This window comes from Methylobacter sp. BlB1, assembly GCF_015476545.1.
GTDB lineage: Bacteria > Pseudomonadota > Gammaproteobacteria > Methylococcales > Methylomonadaceae > Methylobacter.
Genome location: NZ_JADMKV010000050.1, coordinates 1 through 25,699 on the forward strand (window position 1 = coordinate 1; position 25,699 = coordinate 25,699).

At 52.5% G+C, this 25,699-nt stretch carries 18 protein-coding genes; 4 read left to right on the plus strand and 14 right to left on the minus strand.

The genetic code is table 11. From position 1 onward, the window contains the following. The 10 genes from IT781_RS16320 to IT781_RS16365 all read right to left on the minus strand — a co-directional run. The coding region (locus tag IT781_RS16320) for a filamentous hemagglutinin N-terminal domain-containing protein (RefSeq protein ID WP_194971244.1) at positions 1 to 1,853 on the minus strand (1,853 nt) is incomplete at its 3' end. Between the two features lie 35 nt (positions 1,854 to 1,888). Further along, the gene (locus tag IT781_RS16325; RefSeq protein ID WP_194971245.1) at positions 1,889 to 3,571 is read right to left on the minus strand and encodes a ShlB/FhaC/HecB family hemolysin secretion/activation protein; all 1,683 of its coding nucleotides are present in this window, start codon (positions 3,569 to 3,571) and stop codon (positions 1,889 to 1,891) included. 779 nt (positions 3,572 to 4,350) lie between these two features. Continuing rightward, positions 4,351 to 4,941, minus strand: coding sequence for a hypothetical protein (locus tag IT781_RS16330; RefSeq protein ID WP_194971246.1), 591 nt, complete (start codon positions 4,939 to 4,941; stop codon positions 4,351 to 4,353). 182 nt (positions 4,942 to 5,123) lie between these two features. Then, complete coding sequence (locus IT781_RS16335; RefSeq protein WP_194971247.1) at positions 5,124 to 5,750, minus strand: hypothetical protein; 627 nt, start codon at positions 5,748 to 5,750, stop codon at positions 5,124 to 5,126. A gap of 596 nt (positions 5,751 to 6,346) precedes the next feature. Then, the gene (locus IT781_RS16340) at positions 6,347 to 8,701 is read right to left on the minus strand and encodes a xanthine dehydrogenase family protein molybdopterin-binding subunit (protein WP_194971248.1); all 2,355 of its coding nucleotides are present in this window, start codon (positions 8,699 to 8,701) and stop codon (positions 6,347 to 6,349) included. Continuing rightward, positions 8,698 to 9,165 (minus strand): (2Fe-2S)-binding protein, encoded by a 468-nt coding sequence (locus IT781_RS16345; RefSeq protein ID WP_194971249.1) that lies wholly within the window; start codon positions 9,163 to 9,165, stop codon positions 8,698 to 8,700. Before IT781_RS16345 ends, IT781_RS16340 begins: the two co-directional genes overlap by 4 nt. Before the next feature lie 137 nt (positions 9,166 to 9,302). Further along, positions 9,303 to 10,100, minus strand: a complete 798-nt coding sequence (locus IT781_RS16350) for an XdhC family protein (protein WP_194971250.1) — start codon at positions 10,098 to 10,100, stop codon at positions 9,303 to 9,305. A 9-nt stretch (positions 10,101 to 10,109) separates the two neighbouring features. Then, the gene (locus IT781_RS16355; protein ID WP_228779217.1) at positions 10,110 to 10,790 is read right to left on the minus strand and encodes an NTP transferase domain-containing protein; all 681 of its coding nucleotides are present in this window, start codon (positions 10,788 to 10,790) and stop codon (positions 10,110 to 10,112) included. Between the two features lie 120 nt (positions 10,791 to 10,910). Next, positions 10,911 to 12,659 (minus strand): ABC-ATPase domain-containing protein, encoded by a 1,749-nt coding sequence (locus IT781_RS16360; RefSeq protein WP_194971251.1) that lies wholly within the window; start codon positions 12,657 to 12,659, stop codon positions 10,911 to 10,913. 162 nt (positions 12,660 to 12,821) lie between these two features. Continuing rightward, positions 12,822 to 13,211 carry a VOC family protein gene (locus tag IT781_RS16365; RefSeq protein ID WP_194971252.1) on the minus strand — a complete coding sequence of 130 codons (390 nt, stop codon included), beginning with the start codon at positions 13,209 to 13,211 and terminating at the stop codon, positions 12,822 to 12,824. Between the two features lie 247 nt (positions 13,212 to 13,458). On the opposite strand from IT781_RS16365, the gene IT781_RS16370 reads away from it, so the two are divergent. The 4 genes from IT781_RS16370 to IT781_RS16385 all read left to right on the plus strand — a co-directional run bounded on the left by IT781_RS16370 (position 13,459) and on the right by IT781_RS16385 (position 19,028). Continuing rightward, positions 13,459 to 13,932, plus strand: a complete 474-nt coding sequence (locus IT781_RS16370) for a KGG domain-containing protein (protein WP_194971253.1) — start codon at positions 13,459 to 13,461, stop codon at positions 13,930 to 13,932. A gap of 297 nt (positions 13,933 to 14,229) precedes the next feature. After that, the gene (locus IT781_RS16375; protein WP_228779218.1) at positions 14,230 to 15,591 is read left to right on the plus strand and encodes a L,D-transpeptidase family protein; all 1,362 of its coding nucleotides are present in this window, start codon (positions 14,230 to 14,232) and stop codon (positions 15,589 to 15,591) included. Positions 15,592 to 15,804: 213 nt separating this feature from the next. Further along, positions 15,805 to 17,283 (plus strand): NarK family nitrate/nitrite MFS transporter, encoded by a 1,479-nt coding sequence (locus IT781_RS16380; RefSeq protein ID WP_194971254.1) that lies wholly within the window; start codon positions 15,805 to 15,807, stop codon positions 17,281 to 17,283. Between the two features lie 14 nt (positions 17,284 to 17,297). Next, positions 17,298 to 19,028: a bifunctional protein-serine/threonine kinase/phosphatase gene (locus tag IT781_RS16385; protein ID WP_194971255.1), complete on the plus strand. Its 1,731-nt coding sequence runs from the start codon at positions 17,298 to 17,300 to the stop codon at positions 19,026 to 19,028. A 307-nt stretch (positions 19,029 to 19,335) separates the two neighbouring features. On the opposite strand, the gene IT781_RS16390 is transcribed toward IT781_RS16385, so the two are convergent. The 4 genes from IT781_RS16390 to IT781_RS16405 are packed head-to-tail and all read right to left on the minus strand — an operon-like array spanning position 19,336 to position 25,647. Beyond that, entirely contained in the window at positions 19,336 to 20,205 is an 870-nt protein-coding gene (locus IT781_RS16390) for a hypothetical protein (RefSeq protein WP_194971256.1), read from the minus strand. Further along, positions 20,202 to 21,917 carry an AAA family ATPase gene (locus IT781_RS16395; RefSeq protein ID WP_194971257.1) on the minus strand — a complete coding sequence of 572 codons (1,716 nt, stop codon included), beginning with the start codon at positions 21,915 to 21,917 and terminating at the stop codon, positions 20,202 to 20,204. The genes IT781_RS16390 and IT781_RS16395 overlap by 4 nt, the downstream gene beginning before the upstream one ends. After that, entirely contained in the window at positions 21,917 to 23,755 is a 1,839-nt protein-coding gene (locus IT781_RS16400; protein WP_194971258.1) for a restriction endonuclease subunit S, read from the minus strand. The genes IT781_RS16395 and IT781_RS16400 overlap by 1 nt, the downstream gene beginning before the upstream one ends. Continuing rightward, on the minus strand, positions 23,755 to 25,647 hold the full coding sequence (locus IT781_RS16405) for a type I restriction-modification system subunit M (RefSeq protein ID WP_194971259.1): 1,893 nt from the start codon (positions 25,645 to 25,647) through the stop codon (positions 23,755 to 23,757). Before IT781_RS16405 ends, IT781_RS16400 begins: the two co-directional genes overlap by 1 nt. Between the last annotated feature and the right edge of the window lie 52 nt (positions 25,648 to 25,699).

The following is a 25,699-nucleotide window of genomic DNA, read 5'->3' on the forward strand; positions in this document are numbered from 1 at the left end:
CCGCCGGCATCGACGGTAAACTCACCGATACCCTGATTGTTCAGGCCTGTCAAAGCCTGCTTGAATGTTGCATTGGCGCCCGAGGTCACAGCGATCTTGCCCGTGGTCACGAGATGCTGCAGATCCACATCGCTGCCGGCGGTCAGCGTAATAGCGCGGTTGCCGGCCGACAGAATGGTGCCGCCCGCCATGGTGATATCGCCGGTACTGGCCTTGATTAAGATGTCGCCGTTATTGGTGAAAATATGATCGTTTATATTTACGTCATGTCCGGCGGCAAGTGAGATCGAGGCGCCGGTTTTACCATCGATGGCCTGGCGGCCGTCGATTTTTGCCGCGACCGTCAGGTCGTTGTCGGCTTTCAGGGATACGCTGGTGCCGCCCTGGAGCAAAGCATTGACTTTCTGTACGTTGACCGCCGCATCCGTTGAGGTGGCTGTTACAGAACCGTTAGCATCGGGTTTGGCTGCCGTTTTATTCTCTTCGACAGTCATCGTCTTAACGATTAAATTGCCCGGATCGAGCAAGAGCTCGCCTGCCTTGCCGTTTTTAGCGCTGGCATCGACATCGCCGTCGTAATGCAGGGTGTGTTTGCCGGAGACTTCCACCAGACCGCCATTGCCCGAACTTTGCCCACCGCGGGCACTGATGGCGCCGTCAAAGTGCGTGTGATCGTCCGCCCAGACGATGACCTTGCCGCCATCCCCTGCACTATGGCTGTCGGCATTGATCGCGGCATTGCGTTCGACTGTCGTCGTCCTGGCTCTGATGCCTTCGCCCGAACCCTGAAAATCGCCCCCGACCAGAGCCGTACCGCCCTGCCCGTTGCCGGACACATCAATGCGGCTGCCTTCGGCCAGCTGCACCTCGCCGCCGCGCACTTCCACGCGGCCGCCTCGGGCCTGGGCTGTCTGCCCGGAGGCATCCAGCGTTCCGGCTACTTCGACTTGAGTGTTTTCATCGCCGAGCAGGGTGATGACACCGTTACGGTTTTCAACGGTCTGCGCCTGCACATGGCCTTTCAGGTTGATCAGGCTGTCGACAATGGCTTTGCCGGTGCCGGCCATGATCGTCACCATGCCGCCGTCGGCGATGATCTCGCCCGTATTGCTGACATAGTGCGACAAGGGTTTGCCATCGGCGCTTGAGATTTGCGCCAGTTGTTCCTTGGTGACGGTAAGGTTGATGAGCTGGTCGCCGTACAGGTCCAGGGTAAAAGCGTCGCCGCTGGCCAGGGCGATCTTGCCGAGCCGGGCGTTGATCGTGCCGTGGTTTTCCACGCCAGGCGCCACCAAAGCAACCAGACCGCCTTGTTGCACGGTGATGTTGCCGTGATTGATTATGCGGGCATCCGGATTGCCGGGTTCAGCAAAGTTCATGCGGCCTTCCATGAAATCCTTATTGCTGATGTTCGCCGTGGTGGCAGTCAGCGAACCGACATCGATCTCGGCATCCTTGCCGACCATGATGCCGTTCCGATTGACAAGATAGACGCTACCGTTGGCGGTCAGCCGCCCTAAAATCGCCGAAGGATCGTTGCCCGCCACGCGGTTCAGTGTCGCGGAGTCGCGGCCGGGCTGGTTGAAATTGACGTGTTCCCCGTTATCGATGCTGAAAGCTTGCCAATTGATGACGGCTCTCTGGCTGGCCTGATTGATGTCCATCCGGGCGCCCTGCTGAACGATCTCGGCAGCGCCCGCGGCCACTTCGCCGCCGGTCGGGTTGGCATGCGCCATCGGCGCACAGCCCAAGGCAATCGCCCCGACAGCCTCGGCCATCAGCAGCCTTTTGATCACGGCAGGCAGTGTTTTCAGATTGTTATTGTTCGGTGATTGGTCGGTTGCGGTCTTCATCGTAGTTGCTCCTGCTGTTCTGGTATCCTGGTGTTTCAAAAGGTCAATTTAAAGCCGCCGAACAAGCGCATGTCTTTGTTCTGCTCAGTCGATTGATCGGGATGCATGGGCTTGGCCCCTTCGATATAACCGGAGAAATAACGGGTCACCGACAGCCTCATGCCGACACCGGCCGCTTCGACGGAAACGCCAGGCCTGTCGTAGTTGTAATGGACTTCGCCGTAGTCGAAGAAGCCATAGAGGGTTGCGCTGGCTGCGTCGAAGGGATTGAAGGTGTAACGCAGTTCCGCCTTGGTCGCAAAGCCTTTGTCGCCGATGAACTCCGATGGGTCATAGGCACGGAGAAACTGCTCGCCGCCCAGCGAAAACTGCTCAGGCGCCAGCAGAACATCTTCCGTATATTGACCCTGAAACGCAGCCAGAAAAGACCAGTTGGGCGCCAGGGCTTGAAGGCGGGCCAGATAAAGGTTGGTTTTGGTGTAGTCCACCTGCCCTTGTGCCGCTGAAAGCTGCGATGTGCCGGCTTCCCGGGACGCGTCGGAAGGATTGCGTGCGCCGAGCGCGTCGATGCCCTGGCTCAGTTCCAGATCAGCTATGTTGATACCGCGCCAGCTGTCGGCCAGGTCATAGGTTAAGCCCACCCGGAAGGAGCGGATACGATCACTGGTGATGGTTTCGTTGAAGAAGTCGCTCTTTGAGCGTGAATCGACCATCGAGTAAGTACCGCGTACGCTCAAGTTCGTGTTACGGCTCCGGATCAGCGGATGCGATACTCCCAGGTTGAAGGAAACCAGATTTGATTTTAAATCATTAGAGATATCGAACAGGGAGGAGTTAGACCAGACCTCGTTGAACATCAGAGACAGCCGGGTTCCTTCACTGGACAACGGCAAATCTTCACCTACCGACAGCACGGTCATTTTGTCTTCGAACGATTGCAAGACCCGTGCGTAGGATTTTTCCTGTAGACCTAAGATATTGTTTGCCTCGCCGTACACCTCGCCCCGATAGGTGCCCAACAGTTCGGTCAGTCGGTTGTTGAAGCCGACTGAACCGCCGAAGTTTTGCTGGGCGATTTCGATCACCAGGTCGGCCGCCCCGGGCTGCTGGGCCGAAGGCGAGAGCGAACCATGCGCGGTAATGCCGGGAAGATCGTTAATCAGCAGAAGATAGCGTTCAAGCACATCAATCCTGACCGGCTTTGTTGCACGGATTTTCTCGACATAATCCTGAAGCAATCCAATTCTATCGTCAGAGGTATCTCCCTGGAACCTGACTTCACCGATACTGCCCTCAACGACATCCAGGCGCACCAGTCCGTCTTTCAGTGTTTGCTTGGGAATGAGCACCTGGGCCAGCACATAGCCGTCATTCCGATATTGAGTGGCGGCGTTGTTGGCAGCGGCTCGTAGCTGCTTGAGCGTCACCGTTTTGCCCACCAGATCCGCAAAGAACGCTCTCAAGTCGGCTTCGGGATAGACCGTGGCGCCTGAAAAAACAATTTCCTTAAGCTCAAAAGAAACTGCGCCTTCTTCCGGTGCTGGAATCGGTTGCTCCGGGATAATCTGTATGGCAGGCGGCTCGGCCTTTGGAATAGGCGCTACCTTGAGTTGTTTCTCGATCTGGCCGGGTTGAATGGAGCCTGGAATTTGCTCTCCTTGTGCCATGGCGTTGGAGGAAATGGTGAGCTGCATTGCGCAGACAATACTTCCCCGCATGGCTAAAATGCCTATATTTTTCACTGCGTCCCTTTTTATATAATTTTGTCTTTAATTTTTGTTTTTTATTTTTGTATTGTATGGCCTTCCTGAATTAGACTTCTTCGTGATCGGCAGTTGTCTATTCAGCATCGCCAGGAAATCCCGCAATCGTCACATAGTTCTGAGACTTTTCACGTCACGATGGCGGAAAATCAATTGAGCTTCGGGTTTTTATAAATCCGCGTTATGCCCCTGCAAAGTTAAGCGCGCTGAACCTTTCCCCAGGCTCAGTAGCCAAGCTCTTTTCATCAGCCATTCCCACAACATTTATAATGTAAATCGCCCAAGCTTCATTCGTCAATGGTATGGGAAATTTAAAGAGTTCTTTTACCGCTGCTTTTGACGCCCCCGGACATATCAAGCAACACAAATACAAGGCACTTTTTTGGCTATCGCTAAATTATCACTATTGTAGCGGGCTAACCCAAATACCTCATACAGAACAGGCTTGCTCCTATAAGGGCAGAGTAAGAGTTTACCCAAAGCAGATTGTACCGCAACTTAAATGAAATTTCCCGTTGTTCTTAAACACCTAATTGAGCGTTAATAACAGGCCAAGAGAAACAATATTGCTTTTCTACTACCCGAAGGGATATGCCTTGCGGTGCCGGCTCGGATAATCCAGTCCGATTTCCCGACCACATAATCCTCAATCCGGCTCCGCTCAGCCATCCGGCCGATTAGCTGCTTTTACCGAGGGCGTGACGTAGAGATGGCGTCCCCCCAACCTGCTGTGTTCACTGAGCCGTTACTTTACGCTCCGTCATCTTTGTGGCGGTCAAACAGATAATTGAAAACTTCTCCTCGTAACCGATGCCTATTTGCCAAAGCCGGTAATAACGCCGGTTGTCCATCATATCCTGAAACGAATCCTCTTCCGTTGCTGATTCATCCTTTCTCAAACCATAACCTACCCATATCTCACCATCTCCTTCAAACTCGGCCACATCCATCTGTTGCATGAAAATTTTCGCCTTTATCACCGGCTCCAGTTTTGCTGGCCTTTTATAAGCCATATAGGGATGCTCGTTATCGTCATAAGCACGCCATTCAGAGCCGTCGGTCAACCATAATGCATCAGGCTCGCTTTTGCGGCGAAAGCCGATGAACACATCCCCGATTTTAAAGTGGTCTTCCTTCGGTATGATCAAATAGTGATCCAGAATGGTTTTATCGGGTACGCCTCGCAGTCTTGTTTGTCCAAAGCAAAATTGCCCAGGCTCCGAGAATACCGTGGTATTGACTGTCTCAGCCTGTGATAGGGCGGCATTCAGCAGACAAGCCGCAGATATGCCGGACAACATCCAGTGCCGGATAGAAAGTTTCATTTTTAAATCTCCAGATAATTTTAAAAATTGGGGATACGAGTCCGCCAATAAATTCGGGCACAAACGATGATGGAAATACAGCCCGTCATGACGATTCGAGCCGTAGCGCCCGCAGCGATAATGCTCACAAAGGCCGGTCTTTATGGCTGCAACATGCCTGACTCACTGTTTTTACAGGACTGTCATTGGGATGTTATCGGGACGGTCCCGTGTCCAGTATTTCCAGTGCCTGTATCTTCCTCCATTTGTATGGCGGTCAGGCAGACAGTTGAATTCTTCTCAATAGAACCGCCTATTTGCCAGAGCCGATAATAGCGCTGATTGTCCATCATATCCTGAAACGAATCTTCTTCCGTTGCTGACTCGTCTTTTCTCAAGCCATAACCTACCCATATCTCTCCATCTCCTACGAACTCGGTAACATCGGTAGGGTCCAGGAAAATTGACACATCTATCACTGGTTCCAGCTTTCGCATAGAATAAACGGACCTGGAGTATATGTACTGAGTATCGTTGGAATCGATCCAATTCCCAAAAATACCATATAGCCATAACTTGTCAGGCTCGCTTTTGCGGCGAAAACCGACAAACACCTCCCCTAGTTTGAAATGGTCTTCTGGAGGTACGATCAAATGGTGTTCCAGGATGGCTCTGTCGAGTCCGCCTCGCAGGGATGTTTGCTCGAAGCAATATTCCACCGGTTCTGAGAACACCGTAGTATATTTGGGATCAGCCTGTGAGATGGCGGCGCTCAGCAAGCATGTCGTTGACACGCCAAACAATATCCAGTGTCGAATAAAAAATTTCATTGTTTAAGTCTCCGGATACTATTAGAAATTGGAGATGCGAATCCGCCGATAAATTATAAGGCTGGCAGTGCCAGCATGGCACGACCGCTGGAAACCCATCCGGATGATAAGCAAGAGCATTCCGTTGTGCTGCGCAAAGGGATGGTTGTTACTGTTGATTCAAGCTTTGTCATTATTATTCTTCCATAAGTTATTGTTATTCCCTACTAGTCCATCATTACTCTAATTCCATACTAGACAGGAGATCTCATATACGGGCAAATACTGCATAGTTTGAGCAAGAGCTTGCCCGAGCAAATTGTACCTCAGCTCAAACAGAATTTCCTGCTTTTAAACATGGTTTTACTGTCTGGTTGGCCATGATGCTGACTCAGTGTATTAAGGGCGAGGCATGCCCGTTTTGCCTGCAGTTAACGGTGCAGTAGAGCCGCCGCGGCAGAAGGATGGCAAATTTGCTGCTCAACGCGAAGTAGCAGTGAGCAAGGAATAAATCAGAAAATTGCAGGGGCGAATTCATTCGTACTGCTCGAATCAATCCGCACCTGCACCGGAAAATCCTCCGCCTGCTTGAGGAAGTATTTCCTGCCCATCCCTGCTCAGTCTTTAAGCAGTTGATCCCCGATTGGCAGTTGCCGGATGCGCTGGCCAGTGGCGGCAAAAATCGCGTTGCACAATGCCGGCGCAATAGGCGGTACGCCCGGTTCGCCCACGCCGCCCAGCGGCGTGTCGAAGTCAGTTGCCGGCAGCATGTGGACCCGAATTTCCCGAGGCGCGTCATCCATCCGGGTGAGCTGATACGTATCGAAGTTATCCTGCATCACGGCGCCATCCTTGAAGCTGATTTCACCCAGAGTGGCCAGGCTGACGCCCATGATGCAGGCGCCCTCGATCTGCGAACGGATTCTTTCCGGATTGACCTGAGGACCGCAATCCACCGCCACATCGATTCTGGGTATGCTCAGTCTGCCGTCTTCGCCGACAGCCACCTCCACCACGGCCGCGACGTAAGTGACGAAACTGTAATGGGCCGCGATGCCCAGTCCCCGCCCCCGAGGCAGCGAGCGTCCCCAGCCGGCCTCACGCGCAACGGTTTCGGTCACGCGGCGCAGTCGCCCGGTGTCTACCGGATACAATTGGGGTGATTCGCCATGATTCCAGGTATCTTCAAGCGTACGCGGATCGATGCGGCGCGGCGGCCCGATCAGGTCCAGCAGAAAATCCTTGGGATCGCGTTCTGTCGCCGCAGCCAGTTCGGCAACGAAAGACTGGACAGCGAAAGCATGAGGGATATTGGACACCGACCGGAACCAGCCGATACGTGTATGCGCCTCGGCCTCCGGGTTTTCGATCCGCACATTGGGTATTGCAAAAGGCACATTGATGACGCCCATGCCAAGTTCAGCCGTCATCTCGTGCTTGCTGCCGTGGGCAAAAATAGAGGAAATCGAAGGAGCGACCGTTCTGTGCAGCCAGGCCACGGGCTTGCCCTGGTCATCCAGCCCCGCCTCCAGCCGCTCGAGTGAAACGGTGTGGAAGTAGGCATGATGCAGATCATCCTCGCGCGTCCAGGTCAGTTTGACAGGCTGGCCGTTCATGGCCTGCGACAGGAGCGCCGCTTCAATGACATAGTCGGGTTTGGATTTGCGTCCGAATCCGCCGCCCAGCAAGGTGACGTGTACCGTGACTTTATCTGCCGGCAGCTTGAGCCATTTGGCCACACGGTCGCGGGCCACTTGCGGCGCCTGCGTGCAGGTCCAGATTTCGCACTGGCCGTCGACGATGCGGGCGGTCGCCGCCGGCGGTTCCATCGGCGCCTGGGCAAGATGCGGAATATAATACTCGGCTTCAATTTGCCTGGCTGCGCCTTCCATCGCGGCATTGAAATTGCCGTCGTTGCGCATCACCTTGCTCGGTTTGCGCGCGGCGGCCTCGAGCTTAGCCTTGTAAGCTGCCGAGTCATAGCTGCCGTTAGGCCCTTTGTCCCATTCAATCTTGAGCGCCTTGCGCCCCTGGATTGCCGCCCAGGTATTGCGGGCGATCACGGCAATGCCGCCGAGCGGGTTATATTCGGCAGGCGGAGGACTGCCTTTGAGTTCGAGCACGCGTACTACGCCCGGCACCTTCAGGGCGTCTTTGGCGTCATAATGCAGGACTTTGCCGCCAAACGCGGGAGGCCGTGCCACCACGGCATACAGCATGTCCTTGAGTCGAACATCGATACCGTACACGCCTCTGCCTTTGACCATATCCTGTCCGTCGTAGAGCCCGACCTGGCCCTTGCTGATGTAACGGAACTCCGCCGGTTTTTTTAAGCGCAGGCTTTCGCGGGAAGGGACCGGCAGTTTTGCTGCAGCCTGGGCCAGTTGACCGTAGCCGAGTGTTCTGCCGGTCGCAGCATGGCGGACCTGATGCTGTTCGGCACGAACCTCCTGGATAGGCACTTGCCATTGTGCGGCCGCCGCCGCTTCAAGCATGGCGCGGGCCGCCGCGCCGACCCGGCGCATGGGCAGGAAGAAATGGCGCATGCTGCGGGAGCCGTCGGTATCCTGATTGCCGTAGCGTTTCTCGTCGCCGGGCGCCTGTTCGATGCGTACACGGTTCCAGTCGGCTTCGAGTTCGTCGGCCACGACCATGGGCAGGCTGGTGCGTATGCCTTGCCCCATTTCCGAACGGTGGCAAACGATGGTGACTGTGCCGTCATCCGCTATCGCGACGAACACCAGGGGATTGTCCACCCAGCCGTGCGGCATGGCGTCGGCGCCATACTTCGCCTCGTCTGTATGAGGAGCGGTTTCCTCCGCCTCTATCAGCGAAGGAAACCCGGCGGCCAGTACGAATCCGGTCAGTGCCAAATCCTTGAGAAACGCGCGCCGGCTGATATTGACGATATGCAGGTCATCGCTATCCAGCCGGTCGATGTTCAATTCGGAGCCATCCAGTGGGGTTTTCATGGCTTAGCCTCCATTGTTTCGGCAGCTTGCTTGATGGCGGCGCGTATGCGCGTGTAAGTGCCGCAACGGCAGAGATTGCCGCTCATGGCGGCATCGATATCGGCATCGGTAGGTTTGGGTTTTTGCTTGAGCAGAGCGGTGGCCGCCATGATCTGGCCAGGCTGGCAATAACCGCATTGCGGTACGCCCAGCGTTAACCAGGCTTCCTGGATTTTCTTCCCCGTCGCATCCTGATCGATCGCTTCGATGGTGACAACTTTTTTGCCTGTGGCGGCCGCGACAGGCGTTACGCAGGCGCGCACCGGCTTTCCATCGAGGTGCACCGTGCAGGCGCCGCATAACGCCATGCCGCAGCCGTACTTGGTTCCGGTCAGGCCTAGATAGTCGCGCAGGGCCCAAAGAAGGGGGGTATCCTCGGGCAAATCAATCTGATGGGGCTTGCCGTTGATATCGAGCGTGATCATAAGGCATTTCTCCTCAAGTCGTTAAAGATACAAGGCGCCCGCATAAATATCCGTGGCGTATTAGCCAGAATTCTACATGGGCATTTCCAGACCGTAAAAGTCGTACGCCGATTTCGGCAGAGCGGTATCCGTTTCCTTTAGTCCGTTGCCGGCAAAATTTTGCTCAATGGTTCGCCGTTTCCTCTCCGCCTCACCCGTACCATTTCGCTGACGATGGACAAGGCAATCTCCTCCGGCAATCTCGCCCCCAAATCCAGACCGGCAGGCGCTCGCACTCTGGCAAGGCTGGTTTCGGGAAAACCTTCCTGCCGCAGTCGCTCCAGCACCAGTTTCGCCCGCTTGCGACTGGAGACCAGCGCGATATACAGGGCTTCGGATTGCAGAGCGCGGCTCAGCGATTCATAGTCGCCCTTATGATGAGTGGCGATAACCACAAAATCGCCCGTTTGCGGCTGCAATTGCTGGTATCGGCTGTCGTCGCTGATCACGCGGAAAGCGGTGGGAAAGCGGTCCTCGGTGGCCTGCGGATCATTGACAACCACTTCAAATCCTACCCGGTGAGCGAATTCGCAGAGGCTTTCCACAATGCGCCCATGCCCCATCAGCCAGAGTAGCGGCTTGGGCAATACCGGTTCGACGTATACCCGCATGCTGCCGCCGCAAGGCATTCCCGCACCGAAAACTTCATCGTTCAGGTCGATTTCGATCACGCAGGGCTCTCCTGTATCAAGACACTCAAGCGCCGTCCTGGACACCATGGCCTGCGCACAGCCACCGCCGACCCAACCGGCAACAATCTTGCCCGAAAGGTCGATCAGCGCCTTGGCAGCAGGCTTGGCCGAGGACGAACCCAGTATTTCGACCACCGTCGCCAGGACGTAGGGATGACGCGCTTCGCGCAGTTCCAGCTGGAGATTGAGAATGTCCCGAGTCACGATGGTTTTTTAAATTTTTGTCAGTATTTCCAAATCTTGCGGTTTGTCAATGTCCCGAAGCACACCGGGATCATCGCAATCGACAAGGCGAAGCTGCTCAAGATGGGCCTGAATCACCGATTTCGCGCCGGCATCGCCGCTCAGCGCAGTCAGATCCGGACCTAAAACGTGCGAAAAGCCGACAGGATGTCCACGCTGGCCTTGCCAGCATGGCGCGGCGATAAGTGCACCCAAACGAAGCTCATCCGCTACCCTACGAATGGTCGCAGGCATTATCCAGGGCATGTCGGCCAAAGCGACCAGCCAGCCGGCGGCTTCAGGCCGGGCGTGAATCCCGAAGGCAAGGCTCGCGCCCATGCCTTGCCCAGCATCGGCGCAGATTCGAACTTCGGCCCCTTCGGTCTGCAACCGGGCAGCCAGTGCCTCGCTGCCGGGACGAACCACCGCCAGCACGCCATCCGTGCCGGCCAGTAAATTGCGGCAGGCACGCACTGCAATCTGGTCGCCGTCGGGCAAAATATGGGTCAGTTTGTCGGCGCCGAAGCGCCGACTGGCTCCGGCGGCCAACAGTATGCCGATAATCGGGCTCATCAATTTAAAGACAATGTTGAATGCTGGCTTCGCAAGATCGGCGCGCGTATATTCATCGTGTTGACCGTTCAGGTAAATCAATTCCGGCAAGACTAACATTCCCTTCGTCTTATTAGCAATATTCTCCAGCCGGGTGCCGCCAATACTTGGCGTGTACTGACAGCGAGAGGCCCAGTAAAACTGGCTCGATATATGCCTGTTCAACTTCACATGCCGCCATCAGGACTGAGCAATTCGCAACGACCTGATCCGGTTGACGGCGGCAGCCAGCTCGTATTTGCGCGGCATGGAAAGCGTGCCAGGGTAATCGGGCGCCAGCACTTGTAAACCCTGTTCGGTGATGTCGCTGTAAAGCCGGTCTATCCAGAACCGGATGGTTTCGGGCTCATCGGCCGACTGATTGATTTTATTGCGCAGCGCCAGCAGGCAATAGCCCAGAGCCAACACCTGCGGCGCTTCAGCGATCTGCACGACGGCCTCCAGATTGATCAGGTCCATGCCGTACTCCAATTGTCTCAGTGCACTGCGCAACGGCTTGATGCGTTTGGCGATGGTTTTTTTCAGGCGTTTATTTTCATACGCCGGATCAAAATTATCGGCGGCCAGCCGGCGTGCTGATGAGAAGTCTTTAATCGTTTCATCTTCATTGGCGATTTCACCCAGCCTGCTGCGCACGCTGGCAGTGATGTCCTGGCAATGGTAATGGGCCATAAGCAGGCAGGTATCGGCTTTCTGTAGAAAACAGCCCAGTCCGCCTGCCACGAAAATCATCGACACGCGCCGTTCGTTCCAAAGCGGGCGTATCGTGGAATAAAGCGGCCTGATCGGTTCCAGCGAAGCATCCAGCACCTGTCTGATCAAGGCGTCGCGCACCAGAAAGTTGGTCGCGCAGGTATCTTCATCGAACAACAGCAATTTCGACCCGCTTTCGACAGCCTCGACAATGGCAGCCGCCTGCGACGTGCTGCCGCTGGCGTTGCCCGAGGAAAAATGATCAGTATTCAGGCCGTTCGGCAAGTCGCCTATAAAAGGGCTGATGTCCACGTCCCTGATGCTGCGCCCTTCCTCGGCCCGGATAAAGAAAGCGTCCTCACGCGTCACGACAAATTCGCGGCCATCGCCCGGCACATGCGCATAGACGCCGGCCAGAATCGCCTGCATCAGGGTTGATTTGCCATGATAGCCGCCGCCGGTAATGCAGGTGATGCCCTCTCGGATACCCATGCCGGTCAGGCAGCGACCATCCGATAGCGGGATTTTGACCTGCAGGGAATCGGGCGATTGAAAGGCGATAACAGCCTCGCTCTCGGCCGGCCTGTCGTCGATGCCGCTGTTGCGCGGCAGCCGGGCGCCGTCGGCGATAAAAGCGATCAGCCGATGTTCGTCCATAAATCGGCTGATTTCTGTACGCATTGTCAGCACATCGACAAACTGTTCCAGTTGCGCTTTGGTTTGCCCGTCATAGCGCTCATAAAAAAACGTGGCATCGATGATGGCGGGCAGTTCCTGATTTATCATGATCCGCGCCTGTTCGGCATCAAAAACACCACCCCCCCGCCCCTTGGCGGGCCAACTGATCATAAAGCGTAATTCAATGGCGGCTTGATCGATTAAAACGCTGTCCCTTTCCAGCATTTTCTGGCTTAACTCGATGGTATCGAATGAACCGCTGCCTTCCTTGCCGCGATTTTGCAGCGCAAACATATCGATTCCCTGTCGAAAGCGGCGAATCAGAAAATCTGCGACGGCTAGCCTGCCGGCCTCGGCCTGTAAAAAAACTTCTGGAATGACGCTATCCTGCCAGGATACGGTGACCGAGGCGATTGAGGCGGGATGGGCGCCGGCACTGTGTTGAACCCTGATCACCCTGAAATTGAAGCCGGGAAAATCATAGCTGCCTTTTAAGGCCTGTATATGATCAAAAGGCCGATCGGCAAGCGCCGAGATTAACTGATTTAGCCGGTTCATGGGATTCCTCTCGTATGCATTAGCGGTTATGCAACTTTAGAAGATAATAGGAAGCTGCGGAAAGTACTGGCTCTGCAGCATACCTTTCGAAATTTACCGGATTATTACGGCTCCGGGAAGGTTACGCGCTGCCCATTCTACGGCGCGACAAACGTCTTGTTTTCAATTGATGACGCTCAGGTCCTGAATCAATTCCACGGCATTGCCGTCAGGATCGCGGCAGAACAAGGCCCTGCGTCCCGATTTACTTAATGTGTAGAAAATATCCTGCTGTTCCAGTTGCTGCTGAACGGCGTCCAGATCATTGACCAGTAGAGCCGTATGGCGATCTAGTCCGCCATGTTCAGGGCGATTTTCATTCCGGTCGGGGTTAGGTACTTCGAGTAGATGGATCTGATGCTCGCCGAGCTGCAACCAGGCGCCTGGGAACGGCAGGTTGGGGCGCTCGCAGGTCTTCAGGCCCAGTATACCGCTGTAGAACGCCAGCGCTTTCGATGTGTCGGACACGATAATGCTGACGTGATGAATTTGTAATTGAATGCTGTCAGACATGTTATTCCCTCTTCTGCATAGTAATTTTTTTTTATACGGCGCGATATCGCTTGCTTGACGAAACCTGTCGCCTTTTATTCTGCCTAATCATTGCAGACCTCGAATGTACGCTAACGCACAGAACTTCACTATGTCGTTGGTATATTTTAATCATTCTTTTTTATATATAAAAAAGAAGATGGTGTTTGGTTTTATCCCATGAGGAGCTAACCATTAATTTAAATCTTATGTTTGAGGAGACACGATCATGACTCAACAAAGAGGTAGTACTGGTTCTGGCCAAGGCAAATCATCCCGCGGGTTTGCTTCAATGGATCAAGAAAAGCAACGTGAAATAGCCAGCAAAGGCGGACATGCCGCTCATGAAAAAGGCACCGCCCATGAGTTTACGCCGGAAGAAGCAAGAGAGGCCGGACGCAAAGGCGGCCAGGTCGCTCATGAGCGAGGCACGGCCCACGAGTTTACTCCTGAGGAAGCCCGGGAAGCCGGACGCAAAGGCGGAAAAGCCGCTCATGAAAAAGGCACCGCCCACGAGTTTACTTCCGAGGAAGCCCGGGAAGCCGGACGCAAAGGCGGAAAAGCCGCTCGCGGCGGTAAAGAGGAAGAAGAAGGCGGCAAAGGCAAGTCAGCCCGCGGTTTTGCTTCAATGGATGAAGAAAAACAACGCGAAATAGCCAGCAAAGGCGGCCAACACAGCCATGGCGGTGGCAAAAAGCATTAATCTTCATACCGGAGCGCCCCTTTAACAGCAGCATACTGTTAAAGGGGCGCTCACAACCATCCCTATCAGCGTTTCATTGCCCTCTCAGTCTGCCATACGGCCTTATTTACGATTAAATCCACCCTCCTGCCGGCCTTCATAAGCTTGGCTGTTGAATTACGTAAACGTTAATCTATTCTTAATTCAAACTTAACTTCTTCTTAATTAAGACGCGTTAGGCTATCGTCTGATTTGCCTACGTGCGATATTTCCAGCTCGCCTCGGGTATTTACAACTATACTTGAATGAATTTCATAGATGTTTACCTTAGAAGAAAAATTAAAAACCAGCATGTCCCATTCAAAATCAACAGCTTTTCGGCCTTCGCTTTTAATAGTCAGCACATTGCTCAGCAGTGTTCTGGCCGGCTGTCAGATCATGCCGTCCTTCGGGCCATCGGAAGCACCGCCGGCCGCAGTCTCATTGCCGAAGCAGGAAAATATTGAATCCCACAATTTTCAGCTGGCTGACGGCCAGAACATAGTCGGCTCACTGGCGACTGTCGATATACGCGAAAATGATACCTTGCCCGATATTGCCCGGCACTACGGCCTGGGTTATAACGACATCACAATAGCCAACGCCCGGCTTGATCCCTGGATACCCCAACCGGGCAGCCAAGCGCTGCTGCCTTTACGCTTCATTCTGCCCGAAGCCCCCCATAAAGGCATCGTGCTGAATCTGGCCAATATGCGGCTGTTCTTCTACCCTCAAAAACAGCCGAACACCTTATTCACTTACCCGGTCGGTATCGGCCGTCAGGGCTGGAATACGCCGATGGGTGCAACCAAAATCGTCGCCAAGAGAGCCAACCCGACCTGGACCGTACCTGAGTCGATACACCGAGAGCATGCCGAAAAAGGCGATACGCTGCCGAAAGTCGTGCGCTCCGGCCCCGATAATCCGCTCGGCAAGTACGCCATGCCGCTCGGCTTTCCAGGCTATTTGATCCACGGCACCAATAAACCCTATGGCATCGGCATGCAGATCAGTCATGGCTGCGTGCAGCTTTATCCCGAGGATATCGAGGTTCTGTTCAATAAATCCAAAGTTGGGATGCCCGTACAGATTGTTCATCAGCCTTATCTAACGGCATGGGATCAGGACATGCTTTATCTTGAAGCGCATGAACCGCTGCAAAAATGGGCCAAGCAAAAACCCAAGCTGAAAAAGAAATTGGTCGGCGAGTTGAAACGGATCAGCACCGAGCAAAACATATCCATCGATTGGGAAAAAGTCGACCGTATCATTGAACGCGCAGACGGCATTCCTACGCCGATACTGACCGGCAGCCCTGATATAGCAGAACTGACGACAGCGGCCGTGCAACTGGATCACCCCGAACAGCTCTATGGCCAGCCTGTTGTCGAAGAATTGAAGGAAAGCGACTGGGCTCTGTTAGCGGCCACTTTCGATAACGAAACCGAAGCCCAACAACTGGCCGCAATGCTGTCGCATCAGGGACCACCGATCCCGGCGCGCAAAATGGAGAAAGACGGCGTTTATCAGGTTATCGCCGGCCCGTTCAAGAACAAAAAAGAAGTCAAAACCGTTGCACAGCGCATCCGCATGGATTTCGAGCTGGATGCCAAGCCGTTGAAGCCCGGCAAAGTCAATTAACAGCGAGCAACATAGGATACGCATTGCGTACCCTGACATTTCCTGCCATGCCCGCACCAAAATCAGGCAGACTGCCTGATTTTGGTGCTTACCCGCCGCTTTTGAGCCGGCCGCTATTTCCCCAATCAGGCTTAACGCCAGAGCCGCCCCCCGTTTGCACTCTTGGCATGCAACATGCAGTTTCCTGGAGAAAATTTTCAACAGGAAATAATTATGTCTTCACCCACATTAAATCTGCTTTCTTTCTCGGGCAATATCAAAATCCTGCACCTGTCATGGCTGGCTTTTTTTATCAGCTTTGTCGTCTGGTTTAACCACGCGCCGTTAATGCTGGCCGTTGCCGAATCGCTGCGCATGAGCCAAACGGATATCAAGACCATCCTGATTTTGAATGTGGCATTGACTATTCCGGCGCGCATCGTCATCGGCATCCTGGTCGACAAGTTCGGCCCCCGGCGCACTTACTCGGCGCTGCTGGCGGTCGGCAGCGCGCCCTGCTTCCTGTTCGCCTTTGCCTCCAGCTTTGAACAACTGGCGCTGGCGCGCTTCCTGCTGGGCTTTATCGGCGCCGGCTTCGTCATCGGCATCCGCATGGTCGGCGAGTGGTTTCCGGCCCGGCAGGTCGGCATTGCCGAAGGGATATACGGCGGCTGGGGCAATTTCGGCTCCGCCGCGGCCGCTATGACGCTGCCGGCGCTCGCCTTGCTTTACGGCGGCCCCGATGGCTGGCGCTATGCGATCGCCAGCACCGGACTGGCGTCGCTGCTTTATGCCGGCGTCTATTTTTTCTCGGTCTCGGACACGCCCAAGGGCTCCACTTATTTCAAGCCCAAAAAGGCCGGCGCCATGGAAGTCAGCAGCATCTGGGATTTGTTCTTCTACATCGTCATGAACATCCCTCTCTACGCCACCCTGACCTTACTGACCTGGAAACTGTCGCCGGCCGGCGCGCACCTGCTGTCGCAACCCGCGGCGCTGGGCTGTTATGCCGGCATCTGGCTTCTGTTCATCTACAATGTCTACAAAATCATCCATGTCAATGAAGGACACCTGCAGCAACCGATTGAAGAGATTCATAAATACAAATTCAAACAGGTCGCCATTCTTGACCTGGCTTATCTGATTACCTTCGGTTCCGAACTGGCCGTCGTGTCCATGCTGCCCCTGTTCTTCTTCGAGACGTTCCATGAATCGCAAGGCGTAACATCCGTGCAGGCCGGCCTGCTGGCATCGGGCTTTGCCTTCATGAATCTGGTCGCCCGCCCCGGCGGCGGCTGGATCAGCGACAAGTTCGGCCGCAAGCTGTCATTAACGCTTTTTATTTCCGGCTTATCGGTGGGCTACCTTTTGATGTCGCAAATCACGTCGGAATGGTCCATTACCGTGGCCGTGCTTCTGACCATGACCTGCTCCTTCTTTGTGCAGGCCGGCGAAGGGGCCGTGTTCGGCATGGTGCCGCTGATCAAGCGGCGCCTGACCGGGCAAATCGCCGGCATGGTCGGCGCCTACGGCAATGTCGGCGGCGTATTGTTCCTGACCATTCTGTCTTTTGTCTCGCCCGCCGTGTTTTTCATGGTGATCGCCGGCGGCGCGCTGCTGGTCCTGGTCGCCGTGCAGTTCATCGAAGAACCGCAGGGTCATATGGTCGAGATTGAGGAAGACGGCACCGTGGCCATCATTGAAGTGAGTTAGGCAGGACGCCGGTTATGTCATCAGCGAAACTCCGGATCAGCCTGGGCCATGCCAGCGACAAGGGCGTCAAGGCCGATAATGAAGACTTCCACGGCGCGCTGATGCCGGAAGAGCCCCAGCTGACCTACAAAGGCATCGCCGTTGCCATTGCCGACGGCATGAGCAGCAGCGATGCCGGCAAGCAGGCCAGCCATTGCTGCGTGGTCGGTTTTCTGGAGGATTATTACAGCACGCCTGATTCCTGGTCCGTGATCCATGCCGGGCAGAAGATCCTCTCCGCGACCAATTCCTGGCTGTACAGCCAGGGGCAGGCCCGCTACGCGTCCGCCAGGGGCCTGGTCAGCACGCTCAGCATCTGCGTCTTCAAATCGACCACGGCGCATGTTTTTCATATCGGCGATTCCAGAATTTATCGCCTGCGCAAGGGCAATCTCGAACAGATCACCCGCGACCACCGCGTCTGGGTCAGCCAGGAAAAGAGCTACCTGAACCGGGCAATGGGCATAGAACCCCGGCTGGACGCCGATTACCAGGCGCTGCCGCTGGAAAAAGGCGACCTGTTCCTGATGACAACGGACGGCGTGCATGATTTCATCAATGAAAAGGCCCTGAAAAGGCTTTTGCAGGAAAGCACTGATTTAACGTTGACGGCTGAAAAAATCGTTCGCATGGCAGCCGACAATAAAAGCGACGACAATTTAACCTGCCAACTGGTCAGGATCGAAGAACTGCCGCCGGCGAAAGAGGATGAAATCCTGCGCCGCCATACCAACCTGCCTTTCCCGCCGCCGCTGAAGCCCGGCATGGTGCTGGACGGCTACCGGATTGAAGAGGAACTGCATGCCAGCAAGCGCACGCAGATTTACCGGGCTTTCGACATGAAAACCGGCACGCAGGCCGTACTGAAAACTCCGTCCATTCTGTATGACGACGATACGCACTACATCGAACATTTTCTGCACGAAGAATGGGCGGGGAAACGGATTCATAATGACAATGTCCTGAAAACCCTCGGCAACGACCGCGAAAAAAGCGGCATTTACTATGTCACCGAATTTCTGGAAGGCCCCACGCTCAGGCAGTGGATGGATGCCAACCCGAAAGCCGACATCAAGGAGACGCGCAAAATCCTGGAGCAAATCGCCAAAGGGCTGCGCGCCTTCCACCGCATGGAAATGCTGCATCAGGATCTAAAACCCGAAAATATCATGTTCGCTAAAAACGGCACCGTGAAGATCATCGACTTCGGCTCCGTCAAGATCGCCGGCATCAAGGAAATGACGCCGCAGGAGCACATCGACCATACCGAGGTGCTGGGCACCTTGAATTACACCGCGCCCGAATATCATTTGGGCCAGCGCGGCAGCATCAAATCCGATCTGTACTCGCTGGGCGTCATTGCCTATGAAATGCTGAACGGCGCCCTGCCCTTCGGCCCGGACATGCCGGAACGGCCGAATCAATCGAGCTTGGCAAAACTGAAATACGTGCCCAGCATTTATCACAACATCATGGTGCCGGCCTGGATAGACGGCGCCTTGAAAAAAGCCACGGCCATCAACCCGCATTTGCGCTATGACGACCTGTCGGAGTTCCTGTTCGACCTGTCCCTGCCCAATCCGAAATTCCTGAGGCCGGAAGAGCGGCTGCCGCTCATGCAGCGAAACCCGACCGGTTTCTGGAAAGGCCTGTCAGCGCTGTTGCTGTTTACCAATCTGGCTTTGCTGTATTTACTGATGGGTTAGATGTGTGGGTTTTTAAGGATTGTCTAAAGTCACCATAGGATGCTGCTGAGGTACGAAGCGCATCATTCGCGATGCTGAATCTTCCGCGAAACGATCAGGCTCATTCTTCCTGATTTTTTGTAAGCCTGTATATGTTTTTGAAGCTTAGAAATATCCATTTGGCCTCTTTGGACTGCTTAATTTTTTGGTGACTCTTTGTTTCAATACGAACCAACAATAAAAGCACTCGCTATGCTCATTTGGTAGACTTTTTTCGCGGGACATTGAACGCATCAGCGACTTCGATGTGATGATATGGTTATAGCCATCAGGCAGCTAACCTTATTAATTGCGGCTCATTTCTAAATAAAATACACCATCTCGCGACAGAAGAAAGTTCCGCGCCCGCTTGGGTCATCGATCTTATGTTAATCAGATGATCTCGTACTTTTTGTTTTGCGGCTGGGTTACCCCCATGTGAACAGCGGGATTTAGCTTTTAAATATAGCTCTATTTCCTGCGATACTTTTTGCCATATTTTTCTGCGCTCTTCAGGCAGTGCCGCATGTTCATTTAGCTTCAATCGCTTAATCGTTTCTTCAACTCTTTGCTTTTCCCAATCAGAAATCCCAGGTGCGGCGATAGCGTTTCCCTCTTCATCAAAAGCAATTAAATTAACATCATCCGGATCTGTGGGATCGAGCAAATAAATGGCTTCCGATTCCTCGCAACGGTTATTGAATTCCGAGACAAGCGATCCTTCTTTAAGAGGAAACCATCCTCCTTTTTTACGGTTACCTACGTTGCCGCATAATCGGTAATTCGTATAATCGAAAGCCAACCACCAATAGCCGTCACGGACAGTACCGTCCAGCGCTTTTGTCTCTTTTTTAGGTCGAAAGTGTTCTACATCATAGTGAGAAAATAGTTCTTTTACCTCTGAGAACCAACACTTTCCCTTTGATAGCACTTGCAGCCAGGACTTTAACCTGCCCCAATGAGCGGCATGGTCATCTATAAATTTATTACGTCCCTCTATATCACTATTATTGTGTAAGGTTTCCAGCTGCTGATAATAAGCTTGTGACTGGGCCAGCCATGCCACCCAGGCTTCTTGGGACCAGGGTTCCCAGTCAGGAAAGTCCGCATCGCGCGGCGTATTGATAGGTGTCTTTCCTTCAATATCAATGAATCTCATTTTGCCCCTTCCTCCCTCAAGATCTCATCGATAATTTCATCAGCTATCGCATCCTGCTCTTTCTTTTCCTCAGGCGTTAATATTTCCTTATGAAATTTTGTATGTATTGCCATTTTCTGAACAAACAACTCAAAGTAAGGATCTCTAAAATCCGATGAAAAACCCAGATCAGATAATTCATCACTGAGTCGTGATAGCTCCTCGTCCTGGGATTGCGTTCGTTTCCGGCCCAGCGCATATAAATAGTTGCGTTTATCCAGGCGACGCCGGGTTTCCGAGTCAAGTGTCGAGCGCAGTCCAAAGAGATCGCTTTTTAGTAACCCAGCCACTCCCATTCCTTGCGGATGCTCATCAGGTTCGTCAACAGCCGACCTTCCCCGCTCGTTTCGAAGTATTCGTACTTGCTCTTTTCGCAGGCTGCCGACCATCATGGGATCGTGGGTGGTGATGATGATTTGCGAATCGCCCGCAAGGGTTTTGCCTTCTTCCTGTTTGATGATTCTCTCGATGTCATCAAAATAGCGCAGTTTCCAGATCGGGTTTAGGTGGGTATCCGGCTCGTCCAAAAGAAACAGGCAATGGTCCTGGCTGGTGATGCGCATCAGGCCGAGCACGGTCAGCAGTTGGACTTCGCCCTCCGATAATTGATCGAAGCTGATGTTGCCTTCGACGTCTTTATGTTTGACGGTAATTCTGACTTCATCGATCAAGTCGCCAATGTAAGCCCCTTCCGCGTAGCGAAAGAACCATTTCGGCGGCCCGACTTTTTCGCCCAACTCCTTGAGCTTTTCGTTATCGGGGACAAACAGGTAGAGCTGTTCTTGCTGCTCACGACGGCCACGAAAATCGATGCGTTTTTGGACTTTTTGATCAATCGGCGCAATCGCCACATCCCAAAGCTTATCCAGAAATTCACTGACGACGGTCCCGCCCGCATACCAGAAACGGCTGTCGCCATTAGCGATGTCATTTTCATCGAGCCTGGATTTTAAATAGTGGGGTTGTTTTAATACGAATAAGGCGGAACCCAACTCGATAATGCCAAGATCATCCGTCAACTGGCGAAAGACCGGATCGTCGGATAACAGACAAGACAATAGTACAAGCTGGGTATGCGGACCACGGCAATAAAACAAACGCCGCAGTTCATCATTGCCCATATTCTGCCGCGCCCGTTGCACACGTTCTTCATGGACCTTTATTTTCTCGGCACTGGCTTCCGTGCCATCGAAGTTTTCCAATAAATGGGCAGGCATATATTCCTGGGAACCGGAGCGCATTTTTTTATTGAAGCGCTCAAGGTGGGGATAAAACAGTTCTTCGATGCGCTGATTTTTACCGGAATAATAAGCGAAGATATGCGCAGGTAGATAAGTATGGGGATTATCGGTGATTATTTTCGTACTGCTTTTTTCGCCATCGATCAGCACTTTCGGCTTTTTACCTTTCATGGCTTCAAGGTTAATGACATGGCCTCGCAGTTCGTATTCCATCTCATAATCCAGACTAGCGACATTGTCTAAATCCAGATCCCTGAAGATGGTTATGATTACTTCCAGCAGATTGGATTTGCCCGAGCCATTCTGGCCGATAATCGCATGGCTTTTTAATGCTTTTGTTTCGCCGGCCGGCAATTGTGCTGTTTCTGAAAACGCAATCTCAAAATCTTTCAGGTTGCGAAATTCCTTGATCTTTAACCTGCGGATAAACATCAGCCAGCCTCCGCCCCGCTCTGGTTATCGGCATCTTTTTCAATCATGCGGGCCTTTTCAGGCTCCACAATCCAGTCACGCGCCATTTCAGTCTTGAGCTGTTGGTAAAACTTATCAATATCATCCATGCCGGAATAATTCCATAAGGCTTTTGATGAAAGTTCGCCATTGTGTTTGGCCAGAATGGCGGATAGCGGGGCCTGATCTTTGTTGGTGGGGCTGACTTTTAGTCTGAGTGTTGATACTAATTCAGTTTTTGGGATTTTCACTTTTTCGACTTCCTTAATTTCATTACCGGTAATGGATGCGATAGCGGCCTGGGCAAGGGTCTTAGCCGTTTTATTCGCTTTGGTCAGCTGTTTTTCAAGTTGGTCGCATAGTTGCATCAATTGATATGTCTTTGTAACAATCTCTTCCATCTCTTCTCTAGGTGGCAAAGTTATAGCTACTTGCTCTAATATTCCCAAATTAATGTTTTTTTGTGCAGTAGAAGGAGCATATTCCAACAAACTTGATTTTGCTGTTCTAACAAAAAGATCGAAGTACTCAACATTACCTACACATTCAAATGGTATAAAGCCAACGACACTGTCAGGAAAGCACGCTTTAATCTTTAAAATTGCACTATCCGCAATATTTGCAGCAATCGTAATACATAGAGTTTCTTCTGGCCAAATATGACTTTGTTCAAGACCAAATTCGCTGTATTTCTTGCTATAGTTAGTTATTCCTTTACCGACAGATCTGGCTACATCACCTGTTTGAATGAATGGATATTTTCCATCAAGAAATAACTTAGGATCATTTCTTGGTCTATGCTTTGATTTCCCTCTTCCAAAAATACCAATTTCACTAAATTTCGCCCACACCCAATTGCTGGGTATCGTAAAAGGATAATCTACAAGTTCTTGGTATTGCTTTGGCTTTTTAATTATTTTTTGTTTGATCAATTTTTCCCTGTGCGTGTGACACTTCGCTAGTAGTTCAGATGCGTCGCAATCACCTCTTCGTGTCAGGTACCCACGGATTGCTGCATTCATAATGGTATTACGCAAATTATTGATATCCTCAGGACCATCAAATAATAAGGGAAAAATACTTTGCACACGCAGCCAAGCATCTTTGAGTTCATGGGGGCTTTGAGCGTTGGCGAGAGCGTCCAGGGCGGTGGTGCGGGTAAGGGTTTGCAGTTTGCGGCGTTTTTGTTGTTGGGCTTCCAGTTTGTCGCAAAGCGCCATGAGTTCATCGACTTTGGCGACGATGCGAGCCTGTTCTTCGATTGGTGGTAACTCAATTTTCTGGGCTTTAAGAATCGTTTGCGAGATATTCTGCTGAGCAAGTCCCTTTCCCTGTAGAAAAAGATGACTACGATTTGCCCTGATGAAGACAAAGAGATATCGAGTTAGCGCTAAATCCTCGTTAACAACGCAATGTGCAATCGCTTGGTTTGTCGCACACTCAAAACCGGTTATACCCAGCTTTCCAATCGACCCATACATTCCTACCAATAGAGCACCTGGCGGGATAAGTTTGGCAGAGCTGTTTTCAAGTCCTTTTTGTGTGATTGAGCCAGACGCAGACGTCACAATCCCGTCATTCAAGTCACCGATTACTAACCAAGGAATATCTCCTCCGTAATAATCTGCGTGCGTCTTTAGAGGAGTTCCACCACTACCCCATTTACCCACATCGCTTAGAAGGTACAGAGTCCTTGATTGTCGTTCTGCAAAAAGTCGACCCTGTACCGCAAATTGCAACACCAACTCCCGCAATTGCTGCACCCCACCAGGCGCATTAACAATATGCCCAAACTCGGCCAAAAACTGCTTGGCATCCATCAGGCTTGTTCCTCTTCTTCAAAATGGTGGGCAAGGGCCGCGGCGAGTTCGTCTTTTAGCAGGTTTTGCGTTTCCTCGATATCCGCCAGCAGTTGTTTGTATTTGATCAGCAGTTCGTCCGGGTCATGGCTTTCCGCTTCCGGCGCATTGGGATTCTTGATGTCCAGATTGTAGATCGGCCAGTAGATGCGGTCGCCCGCGGCTTGTTCGTCGCGTGCCTGAGATTGTAGGTTTTCGGCGCTTTTTTTCAAATCATCAGCAGCGCTTTCCATGGACTCAATAATTTTCTGATTGCTTCCTTGTTTTATCGCTTCGTCCAAGGCATTGATCAGCACTAGCGTATATTCCTGAGACCCTGTCTCATTTTTAAGATCAGACTCTAAATCCTTCAATTGCACTATAAGCAACTGCTTTAAATCATCACTACTGCGCCGACCAACCAGTGTATCGGTCAAATACTTACGCTGCCTTAATGTATCGGAAGCTTCATTTTTAAGTTTCTCTGCTTTATCCCAATAGGGTTTTGCTTTCGCTTCGGCGGCTTCCTTAATCGATTTAAAATCGATTTTCCAGGCAAGTTCGCTTTCCTGGCGTTCGGCAAAGTCATCTTTTTCCTTGCCCCACCAGGCTTTTTCCTGCTCAAATTCTTCCAACCGAATGGGTTTGGTTTTGCTGTAGCTTTTATAGCCTTCCGGATACGGGTGCTCATAAAACCAAATGGTTTCCGTCGGTTTGCCTTTGGTAAAAAACAGCAGGTTGGATTTGATACTGGTGTAGGGATTAAACACGCCATTGGGCAGGCGGATAATCGTGTGTAAATTGCATTTAGTTAATAATTCTTCTTTAATACGAGCTTTCACGCCTTCACCAAACAGAAAGCCATCTGGCAATACAATCGCTGCACGGCCTCCTTCATCTTTGAGCAACTTATTAACAATTAAAGTCACAAACATATCTGCTGTTTCGCGTGTTTGGATTAGATAATCTGATCCAGACTTATTGTCTTCCATCCCCCCAAAAGGCGGATTAGTGATCACACAATCCACTTTGTCGTTCTGCCCCCAATCATTCCAGCCTTTAGCCAGGGTATTGCGGTGCTCTATCTGACTCGGCACATCGATGCCGTGCAGCAGCATATTGGTCGTACAGAGCAGATGCGGCAGTTGCTTTTTCTCAAAGCCTCTAATCGATGCTTCGATGGATTTTTTTTGTTCCGGACTGGATTTATCAGTGAGCTGTCCGCTCAGATGATCAATAGCGGCGGTCAAGAAGCCGCCGGTGCCGCAAGCCGGGTCCAGGACCGTTTCGCCCAACTGGGGATTGACCCTTTGCACCATGAATTGGGTAATGGCGCGCGGAGTATAGAACTCACCGGCATTGCCTGCTGAACGCAGGTCGTTGAGGATTTGCTCGTAAATGTCGCCGAGGTGTTGGCGGGTTTTGAAATCGTGAAAGTTGATCGCTTCGTCGAGCTTTTCAATGACGCCCAGCATCAGGGTGCCGGATTTCATGTAATTATTGGAATCGACAAAGACTTCGCGCACCACCTTGGCCTTGGCGATATGCGCATTGTTTTCCGCGCCTTCGATGTTCATGTCTTTCAGGCCGGGAAATACGGTGCCGTTGACATAGTTGATCAGCTCATTGGGCGCAATCTGAGGCTTGCCGTCTTTATATTTCGCCCAGTTGCGCCAACGGCACGCCTCCGGCAATGGCGACTGGTAGGTTTCGCCCCGGTCTCCGGCATCGTCCTCCCAATCTTCTTCGCGCTGATCGAATATTTTTAAAAACAACATCCAGGTAAGCTGGCCGATACGTTGGGCATCGCCATCGACACCGTCGTCTTTACGCATGATGTCCTGGATGGATTTAATGGTACTGCTTAGGTTCATAAACACTTCTCTTTATTGCTTGAGCAACATCGCCGTAGCCGTAGGTCGGGTT

Coding starts and splice junctions, on each gene's coding strand:
- IT781_RS16405 (WP_194971259.1), bottom strand. CDS start 25,647: ATGAACCTAAGCAGTACCATTAAATCCATCCAGGACATCATGCGTAAA.
- IT781_RS16365 (WP_194971252.1), bottom strand. CDS start 13,211: ATGTCTGACAGCATTCAATTACAAATTCATCACGTCAGCATTATCGTG.
- IT781_RS16375 (WP_228779218.1), top strand. CDS start 14,230: ATGTTTACCTTAGAAGAAAAATTAAAAACCAGCATGTCCCATTCAAAA.
- IT781_RS16335 (WP_194971247.1), bottom strand. CDS start 5,750: ATGAAATTTTTTATTCGACACTGGATATTGTTTGGCGTGTCAACGACA.
- IT781_RS16360 (WP_194971251.1), bottom strand. CDS start 12,659: ATGAACCGGCTAAATCAGTTAATCTCGGCGCTTGCCGATCGGCCTTTT.
- IT781_RS16355 (WP_228779217.1), bottom strand. CDS start 10,790: ATGTTAGTCTTGCCGGAATTGATTTACCTGAACGGTCAACACGATGAA.
- IT781_RS16325 (WP_194971245.1), bottom strand. CDS start 3,571: ATGCGGGGAAGTATTGTCTGCGCAATGCAGCTCACCATTTCCTCCAAC.
- IT781_RS16395 (WP_194971257.1), bottom strand. CDS start 21,917: ATGTTTATCCGCAGGTTAAAGATCAAGGAATTTCGCAACCTGAAAGAT.
- IT781_RS16385 (WP_194971255.1), top strand. CDS start 17,298: ATGTCATCAGCGAAACTCCGGATCAGCCTGGGCCATGCCAGCGACAAG.
- IT781_RS16340 (WP_194971248.1), bottom strand. CDS start 8,701: ATGAAAACCCCACTGGATGGCTCCGAATTGAACATCGACCGGCTGGAT.
- IT781_RS16330 (WP_194971246.1), bottom strand. CDS start 4,941: ATGAAACTTTCTATCCGGCACTGGATGTTGTCCGGCATATCTGCGGCT.
- IT781_RS16345 (WP_194971249.1), bottom strand. CDS start 9,165: ATGATCACGCTCGATATCAACGGCAAGCCCCATCAGATTGATTTGCCC.
- IT781_RS16370 (WP_194971253.1), top strand. CDS start 13,459: ATGACTCAACAAAGAGGTAGTACTGGTTCTGGCCAAGGCAAATCATCC.
- IT781_RS16400 (WP_194971258.1), bottom strand. CDS start 23,755: ATGGATGCCAAGCAGTTTTTGGCCGAGTTTGGGCATATTGTTAATGCG.
- IT781_RS16380 (WP_194971254.1), top strand. CDS start 15,805: ATGTCTTCACCCACATTAAATCTGCTTTCTTTCTCGGGCAATATCAAA.
- IT781_RS16390 (WP_194971256.1), bottom strand. CDS start 20,205: ATGAGATTCATTGATATTGAAGGAAAGACACCTATCAATACGCCGCGC.